Source organism: Pseudomonas putida (assembly GCF_002906855.1).
GTDB classification, from domain to species: Bacteria; Pseudomonadota; Gammaproteobacteria; order Pseudomonadales; family Pseudomonadaceae; genus Aquipseudomonas; species Aquipseudomonas putida_N.
This window is the reverse complement of sequence record NZ_MINI01000048.1, coordinates 1122139-1143015: the sequence shown is the minus strand read 5'-3', so window position 1 is coordinate 1143015 and position 20877 is coordinate 1122139. Positions and strand designations below refer to the sequence as shown.

Annotated in this window: 20 protein-coding genes; 8 read left to right on the top strand and 12 right to left on the bottom strand. The window is 63.4% G+C overall.

The window, feature by feature from the left end; translation table 11 throughout:
* Positions 1-132 precede the first annotated feature (132 nt).
* Entirely contained in the window at positions 133-807 is a 675-nt protein-coding gene (locus BGP85_RS27960) for a magnesium transporter (RefSeq protein ID WP_103446119.1), read from the top strand.
* Positions 808-845: 38 nt separating this feature from the next.
* Here BGP85_RS27960 and BGP85_RS27955 read toward each other — a convergent pair whose 3' ends face one another.
* Positions 846-2042, bottom strand: coding sequence for a class I SAM-dependent rRNA methyltransferase (locus BGP85_RS27955; RefSeq protein ID WP_103446117.1), 1197 nt, complete (start codon positions 2040-2042; stop codon positions 846-848).
* A 241-nt stretch (positions 2043-2283) separates the two neighbouring features.
* On the opposite strand from BGP85_RS27955, the gene BGP85_RS27950 reads away from it, so the two are divergent.
* Complete coding sequence (locus BGP85_RS27950) at positions 2284-3102, top strand: HDOD domain-containing protein (protein ID WP_181004453.1); 819 nt, start codon at positions 2284-2286, stop codon at positions 3100-3102.
* 3 nt (positions 3103-3105) lie between these two features.
* Entirely contained in the window at positions 3106-3918 is an 813-nt protein-coding gene (gene mutM, locus BGP85_RS27945; RefSeq protein ID WP_103446113.1) for a bifunctional DNA-formamidopyrimidine glycosylase/DNA-(apurinic or apyrimidinic site) lyase, read from the top strand.
* A gap of 10 nt (positions 3919-3928) precedes the next feature.
* Here the strand turns inward: mutM and BGP85_RS27940 are convergent, their stop codons facing one another.
* The 5 genes from BGP85_RS27940 to BGP85_RS27920 all read right to left on the bottom strand — a co-directional run bounded on the left by BGP85_RS27940 (position 3929) and on the right by BGP85_RS27920 (position 8411).
* Complete coding sequence (locus tag BGP85_RS27940) at positions 3929-4180, bottom strand: YfhL family 4Fe-4S dicluster ferredoxin (RefSeq protein WP_008095804.1); 252 nt, start codon at positions 4178-4180, stop codon at positions 3929-3931.
* 108 nt (positions 4181-4288) lie between these two features.
* A complete protein-coding gene (gene coaD / locus BGP85_RS27935) occupies positions 4289-4768 on the bottom strand; it encodes a pantetheine-phosphate adenylyltransferase (protein ID WP_103446111.1) in 480 nt (159 codons plus the stop codon).
* A 111-nt stretch (positions 4769-4879) separates the two neighbouring features.
* A complete protein-coding gene (locus BGP85_RS27930) occupies positions 4880-6478 on the bottom strand; it encodes a GMC family oxidoreductase (RefSeq protein ID WP_103446109.1) in 1599 nt (532 codons plus the stop codon).
* 17 nt (positions 6479-6495) lie between these two features.
* Positions 6496-6981, bottom strand: coding sequence for a twin-arginine translocation pathway signal protein (locus tag BGP85_RS27925; protein WP_103446108.1), 486 nt, complete (start codon positions 6979-6981; stop codon positions 6496-6498).
* Positions 6981-8411 carry a coniferyl aldehyde dehydrogenase gene (locus BGP85_RS27920; RefSeq protein ID WP_103446107.1) on the bottom strand — a complete coding sequence of 477 codons (1431 nt, stop codon included), beginning with the start codon at positions 8409-8411 and terminating at the stop codon, positions 6981-6983. Before BGP85_RS27920 ends, BGP85_RS27925 begins: the two co-directional genes overlap by 1 nt.
* Positions 8412-8562: 151 nt before the next feature.
* Between BGP85_RS27920 and BGP85_RS27915 the strand changes: the two genes are divergently transcribed.
* Both BGP85_RS27915 and BGP85_RS27910 read left to right on the top strand, forming a co-directional pair.
* Complete coding sequence (locus BGP85_RS27915) at positions 8563-9228, top strand: TetR/AcrR family transcriptional regulator (protein ID WP_103446106.1); 666 nt, start codon at positions 8563-8565, stop codon at positions 9226-9228.
* Between the two features lie 34 nt (positions 9229-9262).
* Positions 9263-10117 (top strand): sulfurtransferase, encoded by an 855-nt coding sequence (locus BGP85_RS27910; RefSeq protein ID WP_103446104.1) that lies wholly within the window; start codon positions 9263-9265, stop codon positions 10115-10117.
* Here the strand turns inward: BGP85_RS27910 and BGP85_RS27905 are convergent, their stop codons facing one another.
* The 6 genes from BGP85_RS27905 to BGP85_RS27880 form a co-directional block, all read right to left on the bottom strand.
* Positions 10118-11110, bottom strand: a complete 993-nt coding sequence (locus BGP85_RS27905) for a hydrolase (RefSeq protein ID WP_103446103.1) — start codon at positions 11108-11110, stop codon at positions 10118-10120.
* Between the two features lie 60 nt (positions 11111-11170).
* A complete protein-coding gene (locus BGP85_RS27900) occupies positions 11171-12526 on the bottom strand; it encodes a M16 family metallopeptidase (protein WP_103446101.1) in 1356 nt (451 codons plus the stop codon).
* Entirely contained in the window at positions 12519-13820 is a 1302-nt protein-coding gene (locus tag BGP85_RS27895) for a M16 family metallopeptidase (RefSeq protein ID WP_103446100.1), read from the bottom strand. The genes BGP85_RS27900 and BGP85_RS27895 overlap by 8 nt, the downstream gene beginning before the upstream one ends.
* Positions 13821-13885: 65 nt before the next feature.
* A complete protein-coding gene (gene rsmD / locus BGP85_RS27890) occupies positions 13886-14509 on the bottom strand; it encodes a 16S rRNA (guanine(966)-N(2))-methyltransferase RsmD (RefSeq protein WP_103446099.1) in 624 nt (207 codons plus the stop codon).
* A complete protein-coding gene (locus BGP85_RS27885) occupies positions 14509-15993 on the bottom strand; it encodes a M16 family metallopeptidase (protein WP_103446098.1) in 1485 nt (494 codons plus the stop codon). The genes rsmD and BGP85_RS27885 overlap by 1 nt, the downstream gene beginning before the upstream one ends.
* Positions 15986-17341 (bottom strand): M16 family metallopeptidase, encoded by a 1356-nt coding sequence (locus tag BGP85_RS27880; protein WP_103446097.1) that lies wholly within the window; start codon positions 17339-17341, stop codon positions 15986-15988. The genes BGP85_RS27885 and BGP85_RS27880 overlap by 8 nt, the downstream gene beginning before the upstream one ends.
* A gap of 232 nt (positions 17342-17573) precedes the next feature.
* Between BGP85_RS27880 and ftsY the strand changes: the two genes are divergently transcribed.
* The 3 genes from ftsY to ftsX are packed head-to-tail and all read left to right on the top strand — an operon-like array spanning position 17574 to position 20790.
* Positions 17574-19091 carry a signal recognition particle-docking protein FtsY gene (gene ftsY, locus BGP85_RS27870; protein ID WP_103446096.1) on the top strand — a complete coding sequence of 506 codons (1518 nt, stop codon included), beginning with the start codon at positions 17574-17576 and terminating at the stop codon, positions 19089-19091.
* A gap of 2 nt (positions 19092-19093) precedes the next feature.
* On the top strand, positions 19094-19765 hold the full coding sequence (gene ftsE, locus BGP85_RS27865; protein WP_012274659.1) for a cell division ATP-binding protein FtsE: 672 nt from the start codon (positions 19094-19096) through the stop codon (positions 19763-19765).
* On the top strand, positions 19762-20790 hold the full coding sequence (gene ftsX / locus BGP85_RS27860) for a permease-like cell division protein FtsX (protein ID WP_079230063.1): 1029 nt from the start codon (positions 19762-19764) through the stop codon (positions 20788-20790). Before ftsE ends, ftsX begins: the two co-directional genes overlap by 4 nt.
* Positions 20791-20877 lie beyond the last annotated feature (87 nt).

The following is a 20877-nucleotide window of genomic DNA, read 5'->3' as shown; positions in this document are numbered from 1 at the left end:
ATGGACCTTCCCAGTTTCAGTTCACCACGAACTTGTAAATTGGCACTGAGCGCGTTGTCGCCAGGGCTTGCGAAGGCTTGAACCCCTGAGTTCGAGGTTTGCGGGTGCCTGCGTCGGCGCCTGGAGACTCGTATGTACTCTGTCTGCGCAAACTGCATTCGCTGTAAAGAACCACTCTCGCGTGACCAGGCCAGTGAAGCGCTGGTCAAGCTTCGCCAGGAGGCGACCGAAGACTTCCACAAAGGCGCATCGATCACCAATCACGTCGGCAACCTGCGCAATGCCACTGTTGGTCTGCTTTACCGCAAGCGAGTGCTGTGGCTGGTGCTGCTGGTGTTCGGCAACCTGTTTTCCGGCGCCGGCATTGCCGCCTTTGAAGAAACCATCGCCGCGCATATCGTGCTGGTGTTCTTCCTGCCTCTGTTGGTGGACAGCGGGGGGAACGCCGGTGCGCAGTCGGCCACCTTGATGGTGCGGGCGCTGGCGACGGGAGAGGTGGTCATGCGTGACTGGATGCGCATGCTGGGCCGCGAATGCGGGGTGGCGTTGGCGCTCGGCGGCACCATGGCCCTGGCGGTGGCATCGCTGGGAGCATTGCGAGGTGGCGCGGACGTTGCCTTGATCGTAGCCAGCAGCATGGTGGTGATCGTGTTGGCCGGCAGCCTGATCGGCATGAGCCTCCCGTTCCTGTTCACACGCCTGAAGCTCGACCCGGCTACCGCCAGTGGTCCGCTGGTGACCTCGATCGCCGATGCGGCGGGGGTGCTGGTGTACTTCGGGATCGCGTCGCAGGTGCTGGAAATCTGATACCGGCCTGGGGCGCATTGCGCCCCAGGCCGCGCGGATCAGCTGTTTGGCAGCAACCGGCAGGTGATGCTCTTGATGTAGCGGGTTTCGGCAATGGCCGGGTGCACGGGGTGGTCCGGGCCCTGGCCGCCGCGCTCGAGCAGTTGCAGGTTGCGGTCCAGGTGGCGAGCGCTGGTCAGCAGGATGTTGTGCAGGTCGTCCTCTGGCAGGTGCATCGAGCACGAGGCGCTGACCAGGATGCCGTCCTTGCTCAGCATGCGCATGGCCTGCTCGTTGAGGCGGCGGTAGGCCGCTTCGCCGTTTTTCAGGTCTTTCTTGCGCTTGATGAAGGCGGGTGGGTCGGCAATGATCACATCGAAGCGCTCTTCGGCGGCCTTCAGCTCGCGCAGGGCCTCGAACACGTCGCCTTCGATGCAGGTCAGCTTCTCGCTGATGCCGTTCAGCGCAGCGTTACGCTCGACACCATCCAGGGCAAAGCCCGAGGCATCCACGCAGAACACTTCGCTGGCGCCGAACGCACCGGCCTGTACGCCCCAGCCACCGATGTAGCTGAACAGGTCGAGTACGCGCTTGCCTTTGACATAGGGGGCCAGGCGCGCGCGGTTCATGCGGTGGTCGTAGAACCAGCCAGTTTTCTGGCCTTCGCGTACCGGGGCTTCGAACTTGACGCCGTTCTCTTCCAGCGCAACCCAGTCCGGCACTTCGCCGTAGACGGTTTCGACGTAGCGCTGCAGGCCTTCGGCGTCGCGGGCGGCCGAGTCGTTCTTGAACAGGATCCCGCTGGGCTTGAGCACCTGGATCAGGGCGGCGATCACGTCATCCTTGTGCGCTTCCATGGTGGCAGAGGCCAGCTGCACCACGAGGATGTCGTAGAAACGGTCGACCACCAGGCCCGGCAGAAGGTCGGAATCGCCGTACACCAGGCGGTAGCACGGCTGGTCGAACAGGCGCTCGCGCAGGGACAGGGCGACGTTCAAACGGTGCACCAGCAGCGATTTGTCCAGCGGCAGCTTGATGTCACGCGACAGCAGGCGGGCGCAGATCAGGTTGTTCGGGCTCAGCGCGACGATGCCCAGCGGTTTGCCGTTGGCAGCTTCGAGCACTGCCTGCTGGCCGGCCTGGAAGCCTTGCAGCGGGGTCGCGGAAACGTCGACTTCGTTGCTGTAGACCCACAGGTGGCCGGCGCGCAGGCGGCGGTCGGCATTGGCTTTGAGGCGAAGGCTGGGCAGGGACATGACGTCGCTCCGGGAAAAAAGAGCGGGATTATAGCCTGTTGGCCCTTCCCCTGCTGAAGTGCAGGGCCGCGAAGAGCGCGGAACAGACACCAATTGTCTGAATTTTTACCGCGTGGCCCACCTTTGGCGATTGGTGTGGTGCCGGACTACGGGGTTAGAATCTTTCGTCCTTCACGAGTGTGTACGCATGTCCCAAGAACTCAGCGCCGAACAGATCCAGCAAGCCTTGCAAGGCATCACCATACCGCCGCAGCCGCAGATCATGGTTGACCTGCAGTTCGAGCAGTACATGCCTGATCCGGATCTGGAAACCATCGCCAAGCTGATTTCCCAGGACCCTGGCCTCGCGGGTGCCTTGCTCAAGCTGGTCAACTCGCCGCATTTCGGCCTGTCGAACAAGATCGGCTCGATCCAGCGTGCAGTGAACCTGCTGGGCAGCCGTTCGATCATCAATCTGATCAATGCGCAGTCGATCAAGGGCGAGATGAGTGACGAGACCATCGTCACCCTCAACCGCTTCTGGGATACCGCCCAGGACGTGGCCATGACCTGCCTTACCCTGGCCAAGCGTACCGGCATCCAGGCGGTCGACGAGGCTTATACCCTCGGTCTGTTCCACGATTGCGGCGTACCGCTGATGCTCAAGCGCTTCCCCGAGTACATGCAGGTGCTCGAAGACGCCTACGCCAGTGCTGGTGAGAAAACGCGCGTAGTTGACACCGAGAACCGTGCCTTCAACACCAACCATTCCGTGGTCGGCTACTTCACGGCCAAGTCCTGGCGCCTGCCGGAGCACATCAGCGCGGCCATCGCCAACCACCATAATGCCCTGGCGATCTTCCGCGAAGACTCCTCGCGCAATACCCAGAGCCAGTTGAAGAACCTGCTGGCCGTGTTGAAGATGGCCGAGCACATCTGCGCCTCGTACCGCGTGCTGGGCAACCAGAGTGTCGACCATGAGTGGAATGCAGTCGGCCCGCTGGTGCTGGACTATATCGGCTTGTCGGAGTACGACTTCGAGACCCTGAAACAGAATATTCGCGAGCTGGGCGGGCACTGATCTATGCCGGAACTACCTGAAGTCGAAACCACCCGGCGCGGGATTGCACCCCACCTGGTAGGCCAGCGCGTCAGCCGCGTGGTGGTGCGAGACCGGCGGCTGCGCTGGCCGATCCCCGAGGACCTCGACGTACGGCTGTCCGGGCAGCGCATCGTCAGCGTCGAGCGTCGGGCGAAGTACCTGCTGATCAACGCTGAGGTCGGCACCTTGATCAGCCATCTGGGTATGTCGGGCAACTTGCGCTTGGTGGAGCTGGGCTTGCCAGCGGTGAAGCATGAACATGTCGATATCGAGCTGGAGTCGGGGCTGATGCTGCGTTATACCGACCCGCGACGGTTCGGCGCCATGCTCTGGAGCCTCGACCCGCTCAGCCACGAACTGTTGCTGCGCCTGGGGCCGGAGCCGCTGACCGACCTGTTCGACGGTGAACGGCTGTTCCAGCTGTCGCGTGGGCGCTCGATGGCGGTCAAGCCCTTCATCATGGACAACGCGGTGGTGGTCGGCGTGGGCAACATCTACGCGACCGAGGCGCTGTTCGCTGCTGGAATCGACCCGCGCCGTGAGGCGGGCGGGATTTCCCGGGCGCGCTACATGAAGCTGGCAATCGAGATCAAGCGGGTGCTGGTGGCTGCCATCGAGCAGGGTGGCACGACCTTGCGCGACTTCATCGGTGGCGACGGGCAGCCGGGGTACTTCCAGCAGGAATTGTTCGTCTACGGGCGGGGCGGGATGCCGTGCAAGCTGTGCGGCACGGCCTTGCGCGAGGTGAAGCTGGGGCAGCGGGCGAGCGTGTTCTGCCCGCGCTGCCAGCGCTAACCGTTTGCGCTCAGGCCTTGCCGGTGATCCGGCGGTACTTGGCCATCAGCTCGTCTTCGGTTTCCGGGTGCGCTTCATCCAGCGGGATGCAGTCGACCGGGCAGACCTGCTGGCACTGCGGCTCGTCGTAGTGACCCACGCACTGGGTGCACAGGTTCGGGTCGATCACGTAGATCTCTTCGCCTTGGGAGATGGCCTCGTTCGGGCACTCGGGTTCGCAGACGTCGCAGTTGATGCAATCGTCGGTGATGATCAGGGACATGGGGACTCCGGCCGGGGCGCTTCGCCCGGGCATGTTCAACGCTTTGGGCACAATTGTGCCGCATTCGCGCCCGCAGTGCACGCGGGCGCGATGCTCAGGCGCGCAAGGTTACTTCTTGAAGCGTTCGGTTAGCGCCTCGGCCACCACAGGGTGGACGAACTTGCTGATATCTCCGCCCAACGCGGCTATTTCTCGCACCAGCGTCGAAGAAATGAACGAATAGCGCTCCGAAGGCGTGAGGAACAGGCTTTCGACGTCGGGCGCCAGTTGCCGGTTCATGTTAGCCAGCTGGAATTCGTATTCGAAGTCCGAAACCGCGCGCAGGCCGCGCAGGAACACGTTCGCGTTCTGTTCCTTGGCGAAGTGCGCCAACAGCGACGAGAAGCCGATGACTTCGACATTGGGCAGGTGCTTGGTGACCTCACGGGCAAGCTCGACCCGTTGTTCCAGCGGGAACAGGGGGTTTTTCTTCGGGCTGGCCGCCACCGCGATGATCACGTGGTCGAACAGGCGCGAAGCGCGCTCGACCAAGTCGCCATGGCCTTTGGTAATGGGGTCGAAAGTACCCGGGTACAACACTCGGTTCATCGCGTCATCCTGGCTGGAGTGCGTTGGGGAGTCGGATGGTAGCGCAGCGATTGCGCCCGGCCAAGTCATGCGGCCGGCTGATGGCACTATAGACAGGGCGTGTATTTGTTGTCATGTACTCTGTGCCAGGCGGGTGACCAAGGCTTCGGTCAGCCGGGCACTGATGGCGTACACCGACAACTGCGGGTTGGCGCCGATGCTGGTCGGGAACAGCGAGCCGTCATGGATCGACAGGTTTTCCAGCTGGTGATGGCGGCCCAGGCTGTCGCAGACCGCCTTGCGCGGGTCTTCGCCCATTGCGCAGCCTCCCATGACATGGGCGCTGCCCAGCCGGGTGCGGAACGGTTCCAGGCGCAAGGCGTCGATCATGCGCTGAACTTCTTCCAGGTTGGAGGCGGTGCCGGCGTCGCTGTGGACCGGTGTGACGTGCGTGGCGCCTGCAGCGAACTGGATTTGCGCCATGCTGTGATAGGCGCGACGCAGGCCGTCGCGCAGGTAGTCGGTGACCGAGTAATCCAGCACTGGTGAGCCGTCACCGCGCAATTCCACTGCACCGCCTGTACTTTCGGGGTGAAAACCGTCCCGCAACAGGGCCAGCATCACGTGAGTGTGCGGCAATTCGGCCATGCGCCGGGCATTGTCGCTGCCATATCCGCCGAGCAGGGTGCTGGCCAGCGCCGGGTGCAAGGGTGGCACTTCCAGCTTGTAGCCCACCGCCCCGTCGACGCCGTCTTGCCACTGGAAGTGGTCGCTGTAGATCGACTGAGGAGCGCCGTAAAACGGGTCGATACGGTCATTGAAGCGTGCCGCGCTGAAGTTGACCAGGTGCAGGAAGGTTCGTTTGCCCAGGCGGCCATGTGGGTCGGGAGCCTTGGAGCGCAGTAGCAGGGCCGGGCTGTTGATACCACCACCGGCCACGATGTAGTGGCGGGCGCGCACGTTGATCTGCCGGCCGGTGGGGTGCACGCCTTGGGCATCCAACGCCTGGCACTGCAGCCCGGCGATACGCTCGCCATTGTGTTCGAAGCGCTCGGCGCGGGCGAGGTAGAGCAGTTCGCCGCCATTTTCGAGGGTCGACGGGATGCGCGTGACCAGCATCGATTGCTTGGCATTCACTGGGCAGCCCATGCCGCAATAGCCGAGGTTCCAGCAACCACGCACGTTGCGCGGGATAACTGCCCAGCGATAGCCAAGTTGTTCACAGCCGCGCCGCAGTATCTCGTTGTTGGCGTTCGCCGGCATCGCCCAGGGGGTGATGCCCAGATCGAGCTCGATGCGCTCGAACCAGGGCTGCATGTCTTGCTCCCCCAGGCCCGTGACGTCATGCGTTGCGGCCCAGTGCGCCAGTGTCTGCGGTGGCGTGCGAAAGCTCGAGGTCCAGTTGATCAGCGTGGTCCCGCCGACGGCGCGGCCTTGCAGGATGGTGATGGCGCCATCCTTGCTCATCCGCCCAAGGCCTTCCTGGTAGAGGCTGGCATAGGCCTCGTTTTCCAGCAGGCGGAAGTCGCTGCTGGTCTTTAGCGGGCCTTCTTCGATCAGCAGCACCTTGTGGCCTGCTGCGCTGAGCATCTGCGCGCTGGTGGCACCGCCGGCTCCGCTGCCGATCACGGCAATATCGGCCTCCAGTGTCAGGTCTTGCTCCAGGCGTGAGCCGTCATGGGTGATCCAGCCGCGTTCGAGGCCTTGGCGAAACGGGTCCGTTACTGGCATTGAGGATGCTCTTGTTGTCAGATTTTGGGTGGGCCGGGGTAGCCGCATGCGGCCCAGGCTTCCGGGCGCTCGTACCAGGCCATTTGCAGCAGTTGCAGCAGCGAGGCATGGCCCATGCGCAGCAGGTTCAGCGAGCTGTCCTGCCAGCGCTGCAGAAAGGCCGTTACCTGCGCGCTGCTGGCCTGCTCCCAGGCCCCCCAGACCCCGGTCAAAGGGCCGCGGGTCAGCGGCAGGCTGAGCACATCGAACAATTGCCGGGTGAGCTTGAGCATTTCCGGCGACAGCGCTGCCAGTTTGTGGTCGAGGCTGTGCAGCACCAATTCGTCGTTCGCCGAGGTGCCGGCGAGCACCACCGGAATCAGCGCAAGCAGGGCTGGCAGGTCATCGTCCCGCAGCACGTGGTAGCCGGCTGCGGGCGTTTGCGCGCTGCAACCGACCAGGCTGGCGGTACTCAGGAAAAGGCTGGCGCCGAGGCTGAAGCGCAGCAGGTCACGGCGCTGCATCAGCGGATGAACAGCTTGTAGACCAGGCGCTGCAAGGCCTTGCCATAGGGCGGATAGATCAGCCGCGCGGCATTCAGGCGCTGCTTGGCCAGCACCGCCTTGGCCTTGCTGAAGGTCAGGAAACCTTCATGGCCATGGTAATGGCCCATGCCAGAAGGGCCGATACCGCCGAATGGCAAGTCGTCCTGGGCCACGTGCAGCAGGGTGTCGTTCAGGCACACGCCGCCGGAATGGCTGTGTTGCAGCACGTGCTGCTGCTCGCTGCGGTCGTAGCCGAAGTAGTACAGCGCCAAGGGGCGAGGGCGTTGACTGATGTAGGCCAGGGCCTCGTCGAGGTGGTCGTAAGGCACCAGCGGCAGCAACGGACCGAAGATCTCGTCCTGCATGACCTGCATGCTGTCGTTGACCCTGGTCAGCAGGTGCGGCGGCAGGCGCCGGCCCTGGCGCGTCTCGTCGGGATACAGGTCGAGCACCTGGGCGCCTTTGCCGCGGGCGTCGTCCAGCAGGTGCTGCAGACGCTGCAACTGCCGTGGGTTGATGATGGCACTGTAGTCGGGGTTGTCGGCGATGCGTGGGTACATGCGCTGCACGACCTTGCGATAGGCATCGGCGAAGTCGTTCAGGCGCTCGCGCGGTACCAGCACATAGTCGGGTGCGACGCAGGTCTGGCCGGCGTTGAGGGTCTTGCCAAAGGCGATGCGTTCGGCGGCCGTGTCCAGTGGCACGCTGGCCGAGACGATGGCGGGCGATTTTCCGCCCAACTCCAAGGTCACCGGAGTCAGGTTTTGCGCGGCTGCCAGCATGACCTGGCGGCCGATGCTGGTGGCGCCGGTGAACAACAGGTGGTCGAAGGGCAGGCGAGCGAACGCCTGGCCGACTTCGACTTCGCCCAGCACCACGCTGACCAGGTCCTCGGGAAACACCCGTTGCAGCAGGGTTTTCAGTGCCTTCGCGCTGGCTGGGGTGGACTCGCTGAGCTTGAGCATGACCCGGTTGCCGGCCGCCAGGGCACCGGTCAGCGGGCCAATGGCGAGGAGCAGCGGGTAGTTCCATGGCACGATGATGCCCACCACGCCCAGCGGCTGGTAAAGCACGCGAGCGCTGGCTGGCTGGAAGGCCAGACCCACGGCGCGGCGCGCCGGGCGCATCCAGCGCTGTAGATGGCGTTCGGCGTGGCGAATGCCCTGCACCGACGGTAGCAGCTCGGCCAAAAGCGTTTCGTCGGCACTGCGGCCGCTGAAATCGGCATCGATTGCGTCGATCAGTGCTTGCTGGTCCGCCAGTAATGCCTCGCGCAGGCTTTTCAGCCACTGCCGCCGCTGTGCCGCTGGCGGCATGGGGTTGCCGGCAAAGGCTTGGCGCTGAGCGGCGAACGTCGCTTCAAGGTCGGTGTCGGAATGCACAGGAGGCAAAGCGATGGGCGAGGTCACGGCGGTCTCTCGTCTGGGCTTGAAGTCCCTAGAGCCTATACTCTAATTCGTACCGCGGTGCGACTTTTTTCGCTGGCGCAAACGGTGCACCAGCGATGTGATTCACCGTAAGATGACCCATTATCGAAAGCCCGCAGACTGGGAGCTGAGCATGGCCCCGCGCATGAAAACCCGAGAGCGCATCGTGCAGAACAGCCTGGAGCTGTTCAACCAGCAGGGCGAACGCAGCGTCAGTACCAACCACATTGCCGCGCACATGGAAATCTCGCCCGGCAACCTGTACTACCACTTCCCCAACAAGCAGGCGATCATCGCCCTGCTGTTCAGCCAGTACGAAGAGCTGGTGGACAGCTTCCTGCGCCCGCCGCAGGGTCGCGTGGCCACGGTCGAGGACAAGCGCTTCTACCTCAAGGCGCTGCTCGCGGCGATGTGGAACTACCGTTTCCTGCACCGTGACCTGGAGCACCTGCTGGAAAGCGACCCGGAACTGGCTGCCCGCTACCGGCGCTTTTCCGAGCGTTGCCTGCGCCAGGGGCAAGCGATCTACCGTGGCTTCGTCGATGCCGGGATTCTGAGCATGGAGCCTGCCCAGATCGAGTCGCTGACCATCAATGCCTGGATCGTGCTGACCTCGTGGGTACGCTTTCTCAGCACCACGCGCGAACATTCCGCGCATCTGGGTGAAGAAGCCTTCAAACGCGGCGTCTATCAGGTGCTGGTGCTGGAGCTGGGTTTCGTCACCAATAACGCCCGCAGTGCCGTGGACGCCCTGTGCCAGGAATTCCACGTTCCGTTCAATCAGGCCCTGGAACAGTAACCAAGGTCTTCGAGCCATCGATCAGGAGATTGTCATGCCCCTTGCGCAATTGATCACCCCGCAACAGCTGGCCGAGCGTCTGGACTCGCCCAAGCTGGTGATCCTTGATTGTCGTTTTGCCCTGGAGGATGTGGATTACGGTCAACGCAGTTATGCCGAGGGGCATATCGCCGGGGCGTATTTTGCCGACCTGGAGCGTGACCTGAGCGGGCCGGTCAGCAAGGGCCGCACCGGCCGCCACCCGTTGCCGGACCCGCACCGGCTGGTCGAGCGCCTGCGCGAGTGGGGCCTGGACGACGACAGCGAAGTGGTGCTGTACGACGATGGCCCTGGCGCCTTTGCCGCCCGCGCCTGGTGGTTGCTGGTCTGGCTGGGCAAGCGCAGTGGCGTGGCTATCCTCGACGGTGGCCTCAAGGCCTGGCATGCGGCGCACCTGCCGCTGAGCCTGGATGCGCCGGCCAAACGCAAGGGGACGTTCAATGGTGAGGCGGACGCCAAGCTGGTGATTGATGCCGAGCACCTGGCCAAGCGGCTGGGCAGCCCTGACCTGACCCTCATCGATGCCCGTGCGTTGCCGCGCTTTCGAGGCGAAGTCGAGCCGATCGACCCTGTGGGAGGGCATATTCCCGGCGCCCAGTGCGCGGCCTTCAACGAGAACCTCGGTGCCGATGGGCAATTCCTGGCACCTGAACAACTCAAGCAACGTTTCGCCGAAAAGCTGGCAGGGCGCTCGCCAGAGCAACTGGTGGCCTATTGCGGGTCAGGGGTGACGGCTTGCCATAACCTGTTTGCCCTGGCGCTGGCGGGGTATCCGTTGGGCAGGCTGTATGCAGGGTCGTGGAGTGAGTGGATCAATGATCCCAAGCACGGTGTGGCGACTGGCGAATAATCACTGACCATCGACCAGCCACTGCGGAATCCGCCGCTCCAGGTAATAGCCCGGGTTGCGCAGGCTGCCGTCGACAAACCCCACATGCCCACCCCGCTCATGCAGCTCGAACTGTGTCTGCGGTGCCAGTTCACTGGCCGTGGGCAGGCTGTGGCCGAACACGAACGGGTCATCGGTGGCATGGATGATCAGCGTCGGCGTGCGGTTTTCCCCTAGATAGAATCGGCTCGATGAACGGCGATAGTAATCGTGGGCATCGCTGAAACCGTTGAGCGGCGCGGTGACCTTACCGTCGAAGTCCCAGAAGGTTTTCAACCTGCCCAAGTGCCCAAGCCGGTCGAGCGCGGCCAGCCCCTCGTGATGCCCGCGGTCGCGGAAGTGCCGTTGCTTCAACTGCACATAGGCCATCATCTCGCGCATGAAATGCGCCTGATACACCTTGGAAAAGCCTTGGCCGATGCGGTCGGCACACTGATCCAGGCGAAACGGCACCGACACGGCCACGGCCGACTCCAGCTGGCTGGCCGTGCCACTTTCCCCCAGGTACTTGAGCAGCACATTGCCGCCCAGCGAGTAGCCGACGGCATACAGCGGTGCCAAGGGACGCTGGGCACGCAGGTGGGCGACCACCTCGGCGAGGTCTTCGCTGGCGCCGGAATGGTAGCTGCGCGGTAACAGGTTGGGCTCACCCGAACAGCCCCGCCAGTTGACCGCCACGCTTGCCCAGCCGCGGGCCTGCAGCGATTGCTGCAAGCCTTTGACGTAGGGAGAGCGGGACGATCCGGTCAAACCATGCAGCACCAGCACCAGCGGCGCATCCGGGCTATGTGGCCCATGCCAGTCGAGGTCGAGAAAATCGCCATCGGCCAGCCACAGGCGTTCGCGGCTTCGTTCCAGTTCCGGCAACTTGCGCCACAGTGGCCCCCACAGGGTTTGCAGGTGGGGGTTGGACAGGCCGATGGCCGGGCGGAATGTGGCGGTGAGACTGGGCATGCTGAGCGACTCGTGATGTGCCTGCGTACAGTGCCATGAAACGCCGCCACTGTACCTGCGCTATTGGTCGGGGGCTGGCAGAGGTTGCTGCTCCACGCTTGGGCCGACACTGACCTGTACGCTGTAGTTTAGGTCGAGATGGCGCTGCATGGCGGCGCGGACATCTGCCGGGGTCAATCTGTTGGTGCGCTCGAAGTAGGTGTTGAGATAATCGTCAGGTTGACCTTGATGGGTCAGCTCCGAGAGCAATTCCGCCAGGCGCTTGTTCTGGGCGACATCACGCAGCAACTTTCCTTCCAGTTGTTTGCGTGCCACTTGCAGCTCGGCCTGGGTTGGCCCTTGCTCGATGAAGTCGCGCAGCAGGGTCACCACCAGTGCCTGAGAACCTTCCACGTACGTTGGTGCGACTTCCCATTCGACGCTGAACAACCCGCCTGCCCGTAACGGCGATAGGTGGGTATGTACGCCGTAAGTGAGGCCGCGGCGTTGGCGCAGTTCCACCATCAAGCGCGATTCGAGCCCTTCTCCCAGTACATCGCAGGCCAGCACCAAGGCGGGAAACTCCGGATCATTGGCGGGCACGTTCATGGGAAGTACCAGCAGGCCAGCACTGCTCGCGCCAGGCTGTTCGACTTTCAGGGTTGCGTCGGTGGCGGCCGGGACCGTTGGCAGATCTGCTGCTGACCAGCCCTGTGGCAGAGCCTGGCTGATCTGACGTGTGAGTGCTTGAGCTTCAGAGAGAGAAAGGTCGCCGACCACGACCATCTCCAGATTGCTGGCGGAATAGGCGCGTTGGTGGAATGTGCGCAAATCGTCTGTAGTAACCGCCGTTACACCCTGCACGGTGCTGCCCAGTGGGCAGCCATAAGGATGGCTATTGAATAAGTGGCGGAAGGCTTCGCTGCGCGCCCTCAATACGGGATGTCGATCGCTTGAAGCGCTGCTCTGCAGCAACTTCTGTTTGACCTTATTCAGAGCAGAGGGAAGAAAGGCCGGCTGTGCCACGAGGTTGGTGAACAGCGCCAGGGACGGCTCCAGCACGGCCGGGCTACTCAGGCTACGCAGGCTCAGCGTCGCATGCTCCAGACGTATCTGCTTTTCGAAGATTGCACCCAGGCGTTCGAGATGCTCGGCCTGCTGGGTGGCCGTGTACTGCTGGCTACCTTCATTGAGCATGTACAGCGTCAGGGCTGCCAGGCCGGGGTGCACAGTGTCCTGGACAGTGCCGGCCCTGAACCTCAGTACTACATCGACGATAGGTAACCCGCGGGCTTCGACGAATTTCACGGTTGTGCCTGCTTCCGTCGTCCAGGCTTGCACATGAGTGCGGATTGGCTCGAACTGATTCAGGTCGAGTCCCTGTGCAGAGACCAGGCCGCCGTAAATGCTGTTTTGGGTTGCAGTCGAGTCATGCATGAGCGCTCTCCTTGTTGTGCATGAACGTAATGGCAGCGCGGGAATCGGTCAGAAACTCAAGAGCTGCCAGGCCGACCTGTTCGGCTGTTACGGCTTCGATGGCTTGTCGCTCATTGTCCAGGGCTACCGGGTCAAGGCCGCAGGCGGCCTGTTTGCCGATGGCCTGGGCTTGCTTGTCGATGTCGTCCCTTTCGAACATTTGCCTGGCCAACAGGCGAGCCTTGGCACGTTGAAGGTCTTCCTTGGATGGTGCCGACTGGCGAAACGCTTCGATTTCCAGCATCAGCCTTTCGGCTGCGATCTCCGGTGTTATCTGCTGGCTGCAATATGCGTAGAGAACCAGCAGGCTGTCGCCGCGCTGCCAGGGTTCGTAGGATGAGCGCAGGCCCCGCAGAATCGGGTCATCCAGAACCAGTCGCCGCTGCAGGATACTGCTGTACCCATCAGCCAGCAGATCGGGCAGTAGCCGCAATGCGTAGGCTTGCTCGGCAGCCTGGGCGGTACACTGGCTGGGGAGGTTGAAGCTGAGAATGGTGCCGGTGTAAAGGCCTGGCAGACGCAGTGTCTGATGGCGTCGAGCTTGCGCTGGCGGGGCGGTAGCGGTCTGGCGTGCCGACAGGCGATTGGCGGGAATCGTTGCAAAGTGCCGGGTTACCAAGGTTTGCAGCTGTAGCTGGGTGATGTCGCCGACGACTGCCAGCGTGGCATTGTTTGGGTGGTACCAGCTCCGGTACCAGGTTCGGGCAGCCGCCGGGGTCAGGTGTTCAAGGTCAGCCTTGTGACCAACGATTGGCGTGCCATAGCCGCCATTGCCGTAGGCCAGTGAATCGTGATGCTCCAGTGCCAGTGACAAAGGGTCGTTGTCGACTTGCTCTCGGCGTTCGGCCATGACCACGTCCAGTTCGCGAGCGAAAGGTGCATCACTGATCGTGGCGCTGGCCATGACGTCGGCCATGGCCTCCAGAGCAATTTCGAGCCGACTGCCTGGCAGTGTCAGCGGGAAGACCGTGGCGTCGGTGGTGGTGGAGGCATTCGGTTCGCCGCCGAGGCGGGTCACGATGGCGGAATACTGGCCACTTTTCAGTTTGCTGCTGCTTTCGAACAGCAGATGTTCCAGTGCATGGGAGAGACCGGTATGGCCTGCTGGCTCGTAGCTCGAACCGACGTGATACCAAAGCTGCGCACTGACCAGCGGTGCACGATGGTCTTCGCGCAGGTAGATACGCAGGCCGTTGGCAAGGGTGAAAGTTTGTACAGTGCTGCCCTGGGTGGGCGGAGAAGGGCGCTCGATCATGGTTGAAGTGCTCCTGCGAAAACGAGGGAGCAGCTTCAACCATGCCGACGGCGTGGTTGTGGTAACTAAATACGATTTACGGCGGGATCAGCCCGTTGCCACAGCGCGTAATGCACCTGGCCAGTCTTCTTTTCGCGGTGCAGGCGCCAGTTGCCGGGCATCGGCAGTGTCGACGGGGCCGCCTCGCTTTCGGTGTAGATCCACGCCTGTTCGCGCAACCACTGGTTCTGTTCCAGCATATTGCAGGTATTGGCCAGCAGGTCCTGGTGGAACGGCGGGTCGAGGAACACCACGTCGAACTGCTGCTTGGCCGGGTTCTGCAGGTAGCGCAGGGCGTCGGTCTGCAGGATCTGCCCGCGCGGGCAGCGCAGGATCTCGAGGTTGTTCTTCAGGTTGCTGATGGCCGCCGGGTTACTGTCCAGTGCCACGGCATCCTCGGCGCCACGGGACAGCGCCTCGAGCACCAGGGCACCACTGCCGGTGAAGGCATCCAGCACCTGGGCGCCTTCGATATAGGGCGCCAGCCAGTTGAACACGGTTTCGCGCACGCGGTCAGGCGTGGGGCGCAGGCCTTCGCCTTCCGGTACCGCCAGGCGGCGGCTGCGCCACTCGCCGGCGATGATGCGCAGGTGACCCTGGCCCTTGCTTTGGCCCTGCTGCGGGCGGGCGGGAGGGGTGGATCTAGGCATTAGTGCTCCGGTACGCCGAGCGGCTGCTCGGACGGTTTGTCAGTGGGGGCAGGCAGTGGCTGCTGTGGCACTTTCGGGCCAACGGTGACGATCACCAGTTTATCGGCTGCCAGGTGCTTGTTCATCGCCGTTTTAACCTGTTCGACGGTCAGCGCCTGGGACTGCTGCATGAAGTCTTCCAGCCAGGTCAGTGGCAGGTTGTAGAAACCGATTGCGCCCAGTTGGCCGACGATGCTGGCATTGTTGGCGTTGGACAGCGGGAAGCTGCCGGCCAGTTCGCGTTTGGCATCGTCCAGCTCCTGCTGGGTAGGGCCGCCTTTGAGGTAGTCGGCGAGGATGTCCTGAACCAGCTTGAGCGTACCCTCACTAAGTTCGGCACGGGTCTGCAGGTTGATCATGAACGGGCCACGCACCTGCATCGGGCTGAACACCGAGTAGACGCCGTAGGTCAGGCCGCGTTTTTCGCGGACTTCGCTCATCAGGCGGGTGCCGAAGGCGCCGCCGCCAAGGATCTGGTTGCCCAGCGACAGGGCTGGCCAGTCCGGGTCCTGGCGGTCGATACCGAGCTCGGCGAGGATCAGGTGAGTCTGTTTGCTCGGGAAATCGATATGGGTAACGCCAGCCTTGGGTTCAACCGGCTGGGCCGGTTTGGCCAGTGCCGGGCCTTTGGGCAGGGCGGCGGATACCTGGGCGGCGACGGCCTCGGCTTCCTCGCGGCTGAGGTCGCCGACCAGGGCGATCACCGCGTTGCCAGCGGCATAGGCCTTGGCGTGGAAGGCGCGCAGCTGCTCAAGGGTGATATTTGGCACGCTCTCGGCGCTGCCATCGCTTGGCTGAGCGTAAGGGTGGTCGCCGTAGAGCTTGCTGAACAGGGCTTTACCGGCGATCTTGCCGGGGTTCTGCTTCTCATACTCGAAACCGGCCAGCAGCTGGTTCTTGATGCGTTTTAGTGCATCTTCCGGGAAGGTCGGCTTGCCGGTCACTTCGGCGAACAGCTTGAGGGCTGGCTCGCGCTTGTCCTTGACGCTCAGGCTGCGCAGCGAGGCCACGGCCATGTCGCGGTAGGAACCGTTGCCAAAGTCGGCACCCAGGCCTTCGAAGCCTTCGGCGATGGCGGTCACGTCCTTGCCGGCCACACCCTCGTTGAGCATGGCGTTGGTCAGGGTAGCCAGGCCCGGGGTGTTGCCGTCCTGGCTGCTGCCAGCGGCGAAGGTCACGCGCAGGTCGAACATCGGCAGCTCTCGGGCCTCGACGAACAATACCCGGGCGCCTTCTGCGGTGGTCCAGTTCTGGATGTTCAGCTGGCGCCGGCTGGGGGCCTTGCCGTCAAGCTCGGCCAGCGATTGCAGGGTATTGGCCGTGCGCGCGGCGCTGCTTTCGGCTTCGGAATGCGCCGGCCGGGCGAGCACGGCGGCCACGGCCACCACCAGCGCGATGATGCCCGTGCCGATCAGGGTGTAGCGTGGTGCGCTGCGATCACTCATGAGCGGACTCCTCGGGCAGTACATGGGCAACGCTCAAGCGTTCGCGGGTGAAATAGGTGCGTGCGGCGTTTTGCACGTCTTCCGGGGTGACGCGCTTGAGTTCGTCCAGCTCGCTGTCGATCAGCTTCCAGGACAGACCGACGGTTTCCAGCTGGCCGATGGTGGTGGCCTGGTTGCTGATGGAGTCGCGGTCGTAGACCAGGCCAGCGATGACCTGGGCACGCACGCGCTCCAGCTCTTCGGCGCTCGGCGGAGTGGTCTTGAGCTCATCAAGCAATTGCCAGACGCCATTTTCGACGTCAGCCAAGGTCTTCTGCTTCTGCACGTTCGGCGTGGCCGAGATCAGGAACAGGCTGTCGCCTCGGGTGAAGGCGTTGTAGCTGGACGAGGCGCCGGCCACCAGCTCCTGGCCACGTTCCAGGCGTGCCGGCATGCGCGCGCTGTAGCCGCCATCGAGCAGGGCCGAGATCAGTCTCAGGGCATGCACGGTGCGTGGGTCTTTGGCGGTGGCCAGGCTTGGGACGTTGAAGCCGTAGATCAAACTCGGCAACTGGGTGCGCACGTGCAGCGTCAGCAGGCGCTGGCCCGGTTCGGCCAGTTCCAGCGGCAGTTTGGCGGGTGGTACCGCGCGCTTGGGAATGCTGCCAAAGTATTTCTGCGCCAGACCCTTCACTTCATCGGCGGTGACATCGCCGACCACCACCAACGTAGCGTTGTTCGGTGCGTACCAGGATTCATACCAGTGGCGCAGTTCCTCGACCTTCATGCGCTCGAGGTCGGCCATCCAGCCGATGGTCGGGGTGTGGTAGCCGCTGGCCGGGAAGGCCATGGCGCGGAACAGTTCGAAGGCCTTGGAGCTTGGCTGGTCATCGGTACGCAGGCGGCGCTCTTCCTTGATCACCTCGATTTCGCGGGCGAACTCGTCGGCAGGCAGGCGCAGGCTGGCCAGGCGGTCGGCCTCCAGCTCCAGGGCCACCGGCAGGCGGTCGCGGGCCAGCACCTGGTAATAGGCGGTGTAGTCGTCGCTGGTGAAGGCGTTTTCTTCCGCACCGAGGTCACGCAGGATGCGCGAGGCCTCGCCGGGGCCGATCTTGGCGCTGCCCTTGAACATCATGTGCTCCAGGGCATGGGACAAGCCGGTCTGGCCCGGAGTCTCGTAGCTGGAGCCGACCTTGTACCAGATCTGCGAGACGACCACCGGGGCACGGTGGTCTTCGCGCACGACCACCTTGAGGCCGTTGTCGAGGATGAATTCGTGGGTCGGTTGCACGTCGGCGGCAAAGGCCGCAAGCGGCAGGCAGAGAGTGCTGAGCAACAGGCCAGCGGCGCGGCGGGCTAGAGCATTCATACGGTGATTAACCTGTTCGGCGGCCCGCTGGTTTAGCGTCGGCGGGCAAGGAGGTGCTAGGATACTGATCCGGTTGCCTGGCGACCATGCCTGTCGCCGTTCTGGCCCGCAGGCCCATTAAGGCAAAACATTGCGCATGAACCAGTCGGATTCAAAATAGTCTGTTCTGCGTTTAGAGAATTCCCGATGCGCCAACTGCTGGCCCATCGCTACCCTGAGATAGCCGTCTTCCATGTTTGGTTCCAACGACGACAAAAAAGCGCCGGCCGACGCTGGCGAGAAAAAAGGCCTGTTCAGCTGGTTTCGCAAGAAGCCGCAGCAACCTGTCGCCGAACAGCCTCAAACGCCCGAGCCTCAAACGCCCGAGGTGCAGCCGGCTGAGCTGGTAGCGCCGCAGCGTGCAGTCGAGCAGCCGCTTGTCGAGGCGCAGCAGCCTGCACCGGTCGAGCCTCTGCCCCCGGTGGTCGATGTGCCTGTGCCAGAGCCGGTCGCTTCCCAGCCAGTGCAGGTGCCCGAGCCTGAGCCGATTGCCTCTGCGCCGCTGGTTGCACCGGCACCTGAACCTGTCGCCTCGAAGCCTGCGCTAGCGGCGCCGGTCGAGGTTGCCCCGGTAGTCGAGCATGCCGCGCCTGTCAGCAACCTGGTGCTTCCGGTAGCCGAAGAGCCTGTGGCGCTGGTGCCAGACTTTGAGCCGAAGGCGCCACCGGTGATACCGGAGCGTCCGGCACCGGAGCCGGTGGTCGTGGCCCCTGTCGCGGTCCCTGCGCGCGCCGAACCGGAACCAGCCCCCGTGGTGGCTGCCCCGGTTGCCACCGAGCAGTCCAAGCCCGGTTTCTTCGCCCGCCTCAAGCAGGGCCTGTCGAAAACCAGCGCCAGCATCGGCGAAGGCATGGCCAGCCTGTTCCTGGGCAAGAAGGTCATCGATGACGACCTGCTCGACGAGATCGAAACCCGCCTGTTGACCGCCGACGTCGGCGTCGAGGCGACCTCGGCCATCGTCCAGAACCTGACCCAGAAGGTTGCCCGCAAGCAGCTGGCTGACGCCGACGCGCTGTACAAGTCGTTGCAGGAAGAGCTGGCCGCATTGCTACGCCCGGTCGAGCAGCCGCTGAAGATCCAGGCGCAGAACAAGCCCTACGTAATCCTGGTGGTCGGCGTAAATGGTGCCGGCAAGACCACCACCATCGGCAAGCTGGCCAAGAAGCTGCAGCAGGAAGGCAAGAAGGTCATGCTGGCTGCCGGTGATACCTTCCGTGCTGCTGCCGTGGAGCAGCTGCAGGTCTGGGGTGAGCGTAACCAGATCCCGGTGATCGCCCAGCATACCGGCGCCGATTCTGCCTCGGTGATCTTCGACGCTGTGCAGGCTGCCAAGGCGCGTGGTGTCGATGTGTTGATCGCCGACACTGCCGGCCGTCTGCACACCAAAGACAACCTGATGGAAGAGCTGAAGAAGGTCCGTCGGGTCATCGGCAAACTCGACGCCGAGGCACCGCATGAGGTGTTGCTGGTGCTTGACGCCGGTACCGGGCAGAACGCCATCAGCCAGGCCAAGTACTTCAACCAGAGCGTCGAGCTGACCGGCCTGGCCCTGACCAAGCTGGACGGCACTGCCAAAGGCGGGGTGATCTTTGCCCTGGCCAAGCAGTTCAACATCCCGATCCGCTTCATCGGCGTCGGTGAAGGGATCGACGACCTGCGTACTTTCGAAGCCGAGCCGTTCGTCAAGGCTCTGTTCGCCGAGCGAGACTGACCATGATCCGATTCGAACAGGTTGCCAAGCGCTACCCTAACGGCCATGTCGGCTTGCATGAGCTGAGTTTCCGGGCGCGCCGGGGCGAATTCCTGTTCGTCACCGGGCACTCGGGCGCGGGCAAGAGCACCTTGCTGCGCCTGCTGCTGGCCATGGAACGCCCGACCAGCGGCAAGCTGATGCTGGCCGGGCAGGACCTGGGCCAGATCAGCAATGCACAGATCCCGTTCCTGCGCCGGCAGATCGGTGTGGTGTTCCAGAACCACCAGCTGCTGTTCGACCGTACGGTGTTCAACAACATCGCCCTGCCGTTGCAGATTCTCGGCTTGTCCAAGGCCGAGATCGCCAAGCGCGTGGACTCGGCGCTGGAGCGCGTTTCGCTGTCCGACAAGGGCGAGCTGTTCCCGGCCGACCTGTCCACTGGCCAGCAGCAGCGGGTTGGTATCGCTCGCGCCATCGTTCACCAGCCAGCCCTGCTGCTGGCGGACGAACCCACCGGTAACCTCGACCCGCGCCTGGCTGCGGAGATCATGGGCGTATTCGAGGACATCAACCGCCTGGGCACTACGGTTCTGATCGCCAGTCACGACCTGGCACTGATTGCGCGCATGCGCCACCGCATGCTGACCCTGCAGCGCGGTCGTCTGATCGGCGATGGGGAGGCCGGGCAATGAGCACTACACGTACACCAAAGGTTTCCGAGCGCGTTGCGCCCAAGGCTGCCGACCCGCAGCCGGCCAAGAAGAAGGGCGGCGATCACGACGACGACGGCCCGGACTTCCGCACCCTGCTGCACGCCTGGCTGGAAAGCCATCGCGCCAGCCTGGCCGATAGCCTGCGACGCCTGGGCAAGCAGCCGATTGGCAGCTTCTTTACCTGCCTGGTGATGGCCGTGGCCCTGAGCATGCCCATGGGCCTGTCGCTGCTGTTGAAGAACATCGAGGTGCTGGGTGGCTCCTGGCAGCGCGCTGCGCAGATTTCGCTGTACCTCAAGCTCGATGCGGGCAGCCAGCAGGGTGAAGCCCTGCGTGACGACATCAGGCGCATGCCGGGTGTCGCCGACGCCCAGTACGTAAGCCCCGGGCAGGCCCTGGAAGAGTTCCAGCAGCAGTCCGGGCTGGGCGAAGCCCTGCGCGAGCTGCCTGATAACCCTTTGCCCGGTGTGGTGGTGGTGACCCCGACCGAAGTCGACAAGCCGGCCCTGGAAGCTCTGCGTCAGCGCCTGTCGGAGCTGCCAAGGGTGGAGAATGCGCAGCTGGACCTGGTATGGGTGGAGCGCCTGGCTGCAATCCTCAAGCTGGGTGACCGCTTTGTCTTCGGTTTGGCAGTGATGCTGATTTCTGCGCTGCTGTTAGTAATCGGTAACACAATTCGGCTACATATCGAAAACCGCCGTATCGAGATCGAAGTGATCAAGCTGGTAGGCGGCACCGACAGCTACGTACGCCGGCCTTTCCTGTACATGGGCGCCTTGTACGGCCTGGGTGCGGGCGTGTTGGCCTGGGCTATCCTGGCTTTTGGCCTGAATTGGCTGAACGAGGCCGTGGTAGGGCTGTCCGGGCTGTATGGCAGTGACTTCGCACTGGGCGGGGTGCCGGCGTCCGACGGTCTTTCGCTCTTGATCGGAGCGGTGCTGTTGGGGTATATCGGTGCATGGATCGCAGTCGCCCGTCACTTGAACGAGCTGGCACCGCGATAGTTTTTACGTGCCAGCATTGACATTTTCTTCACGATGGAACTTGTACGGTCGTTCCGGGTCAATGTTGTCAGCGCTCACAAGGCGCGA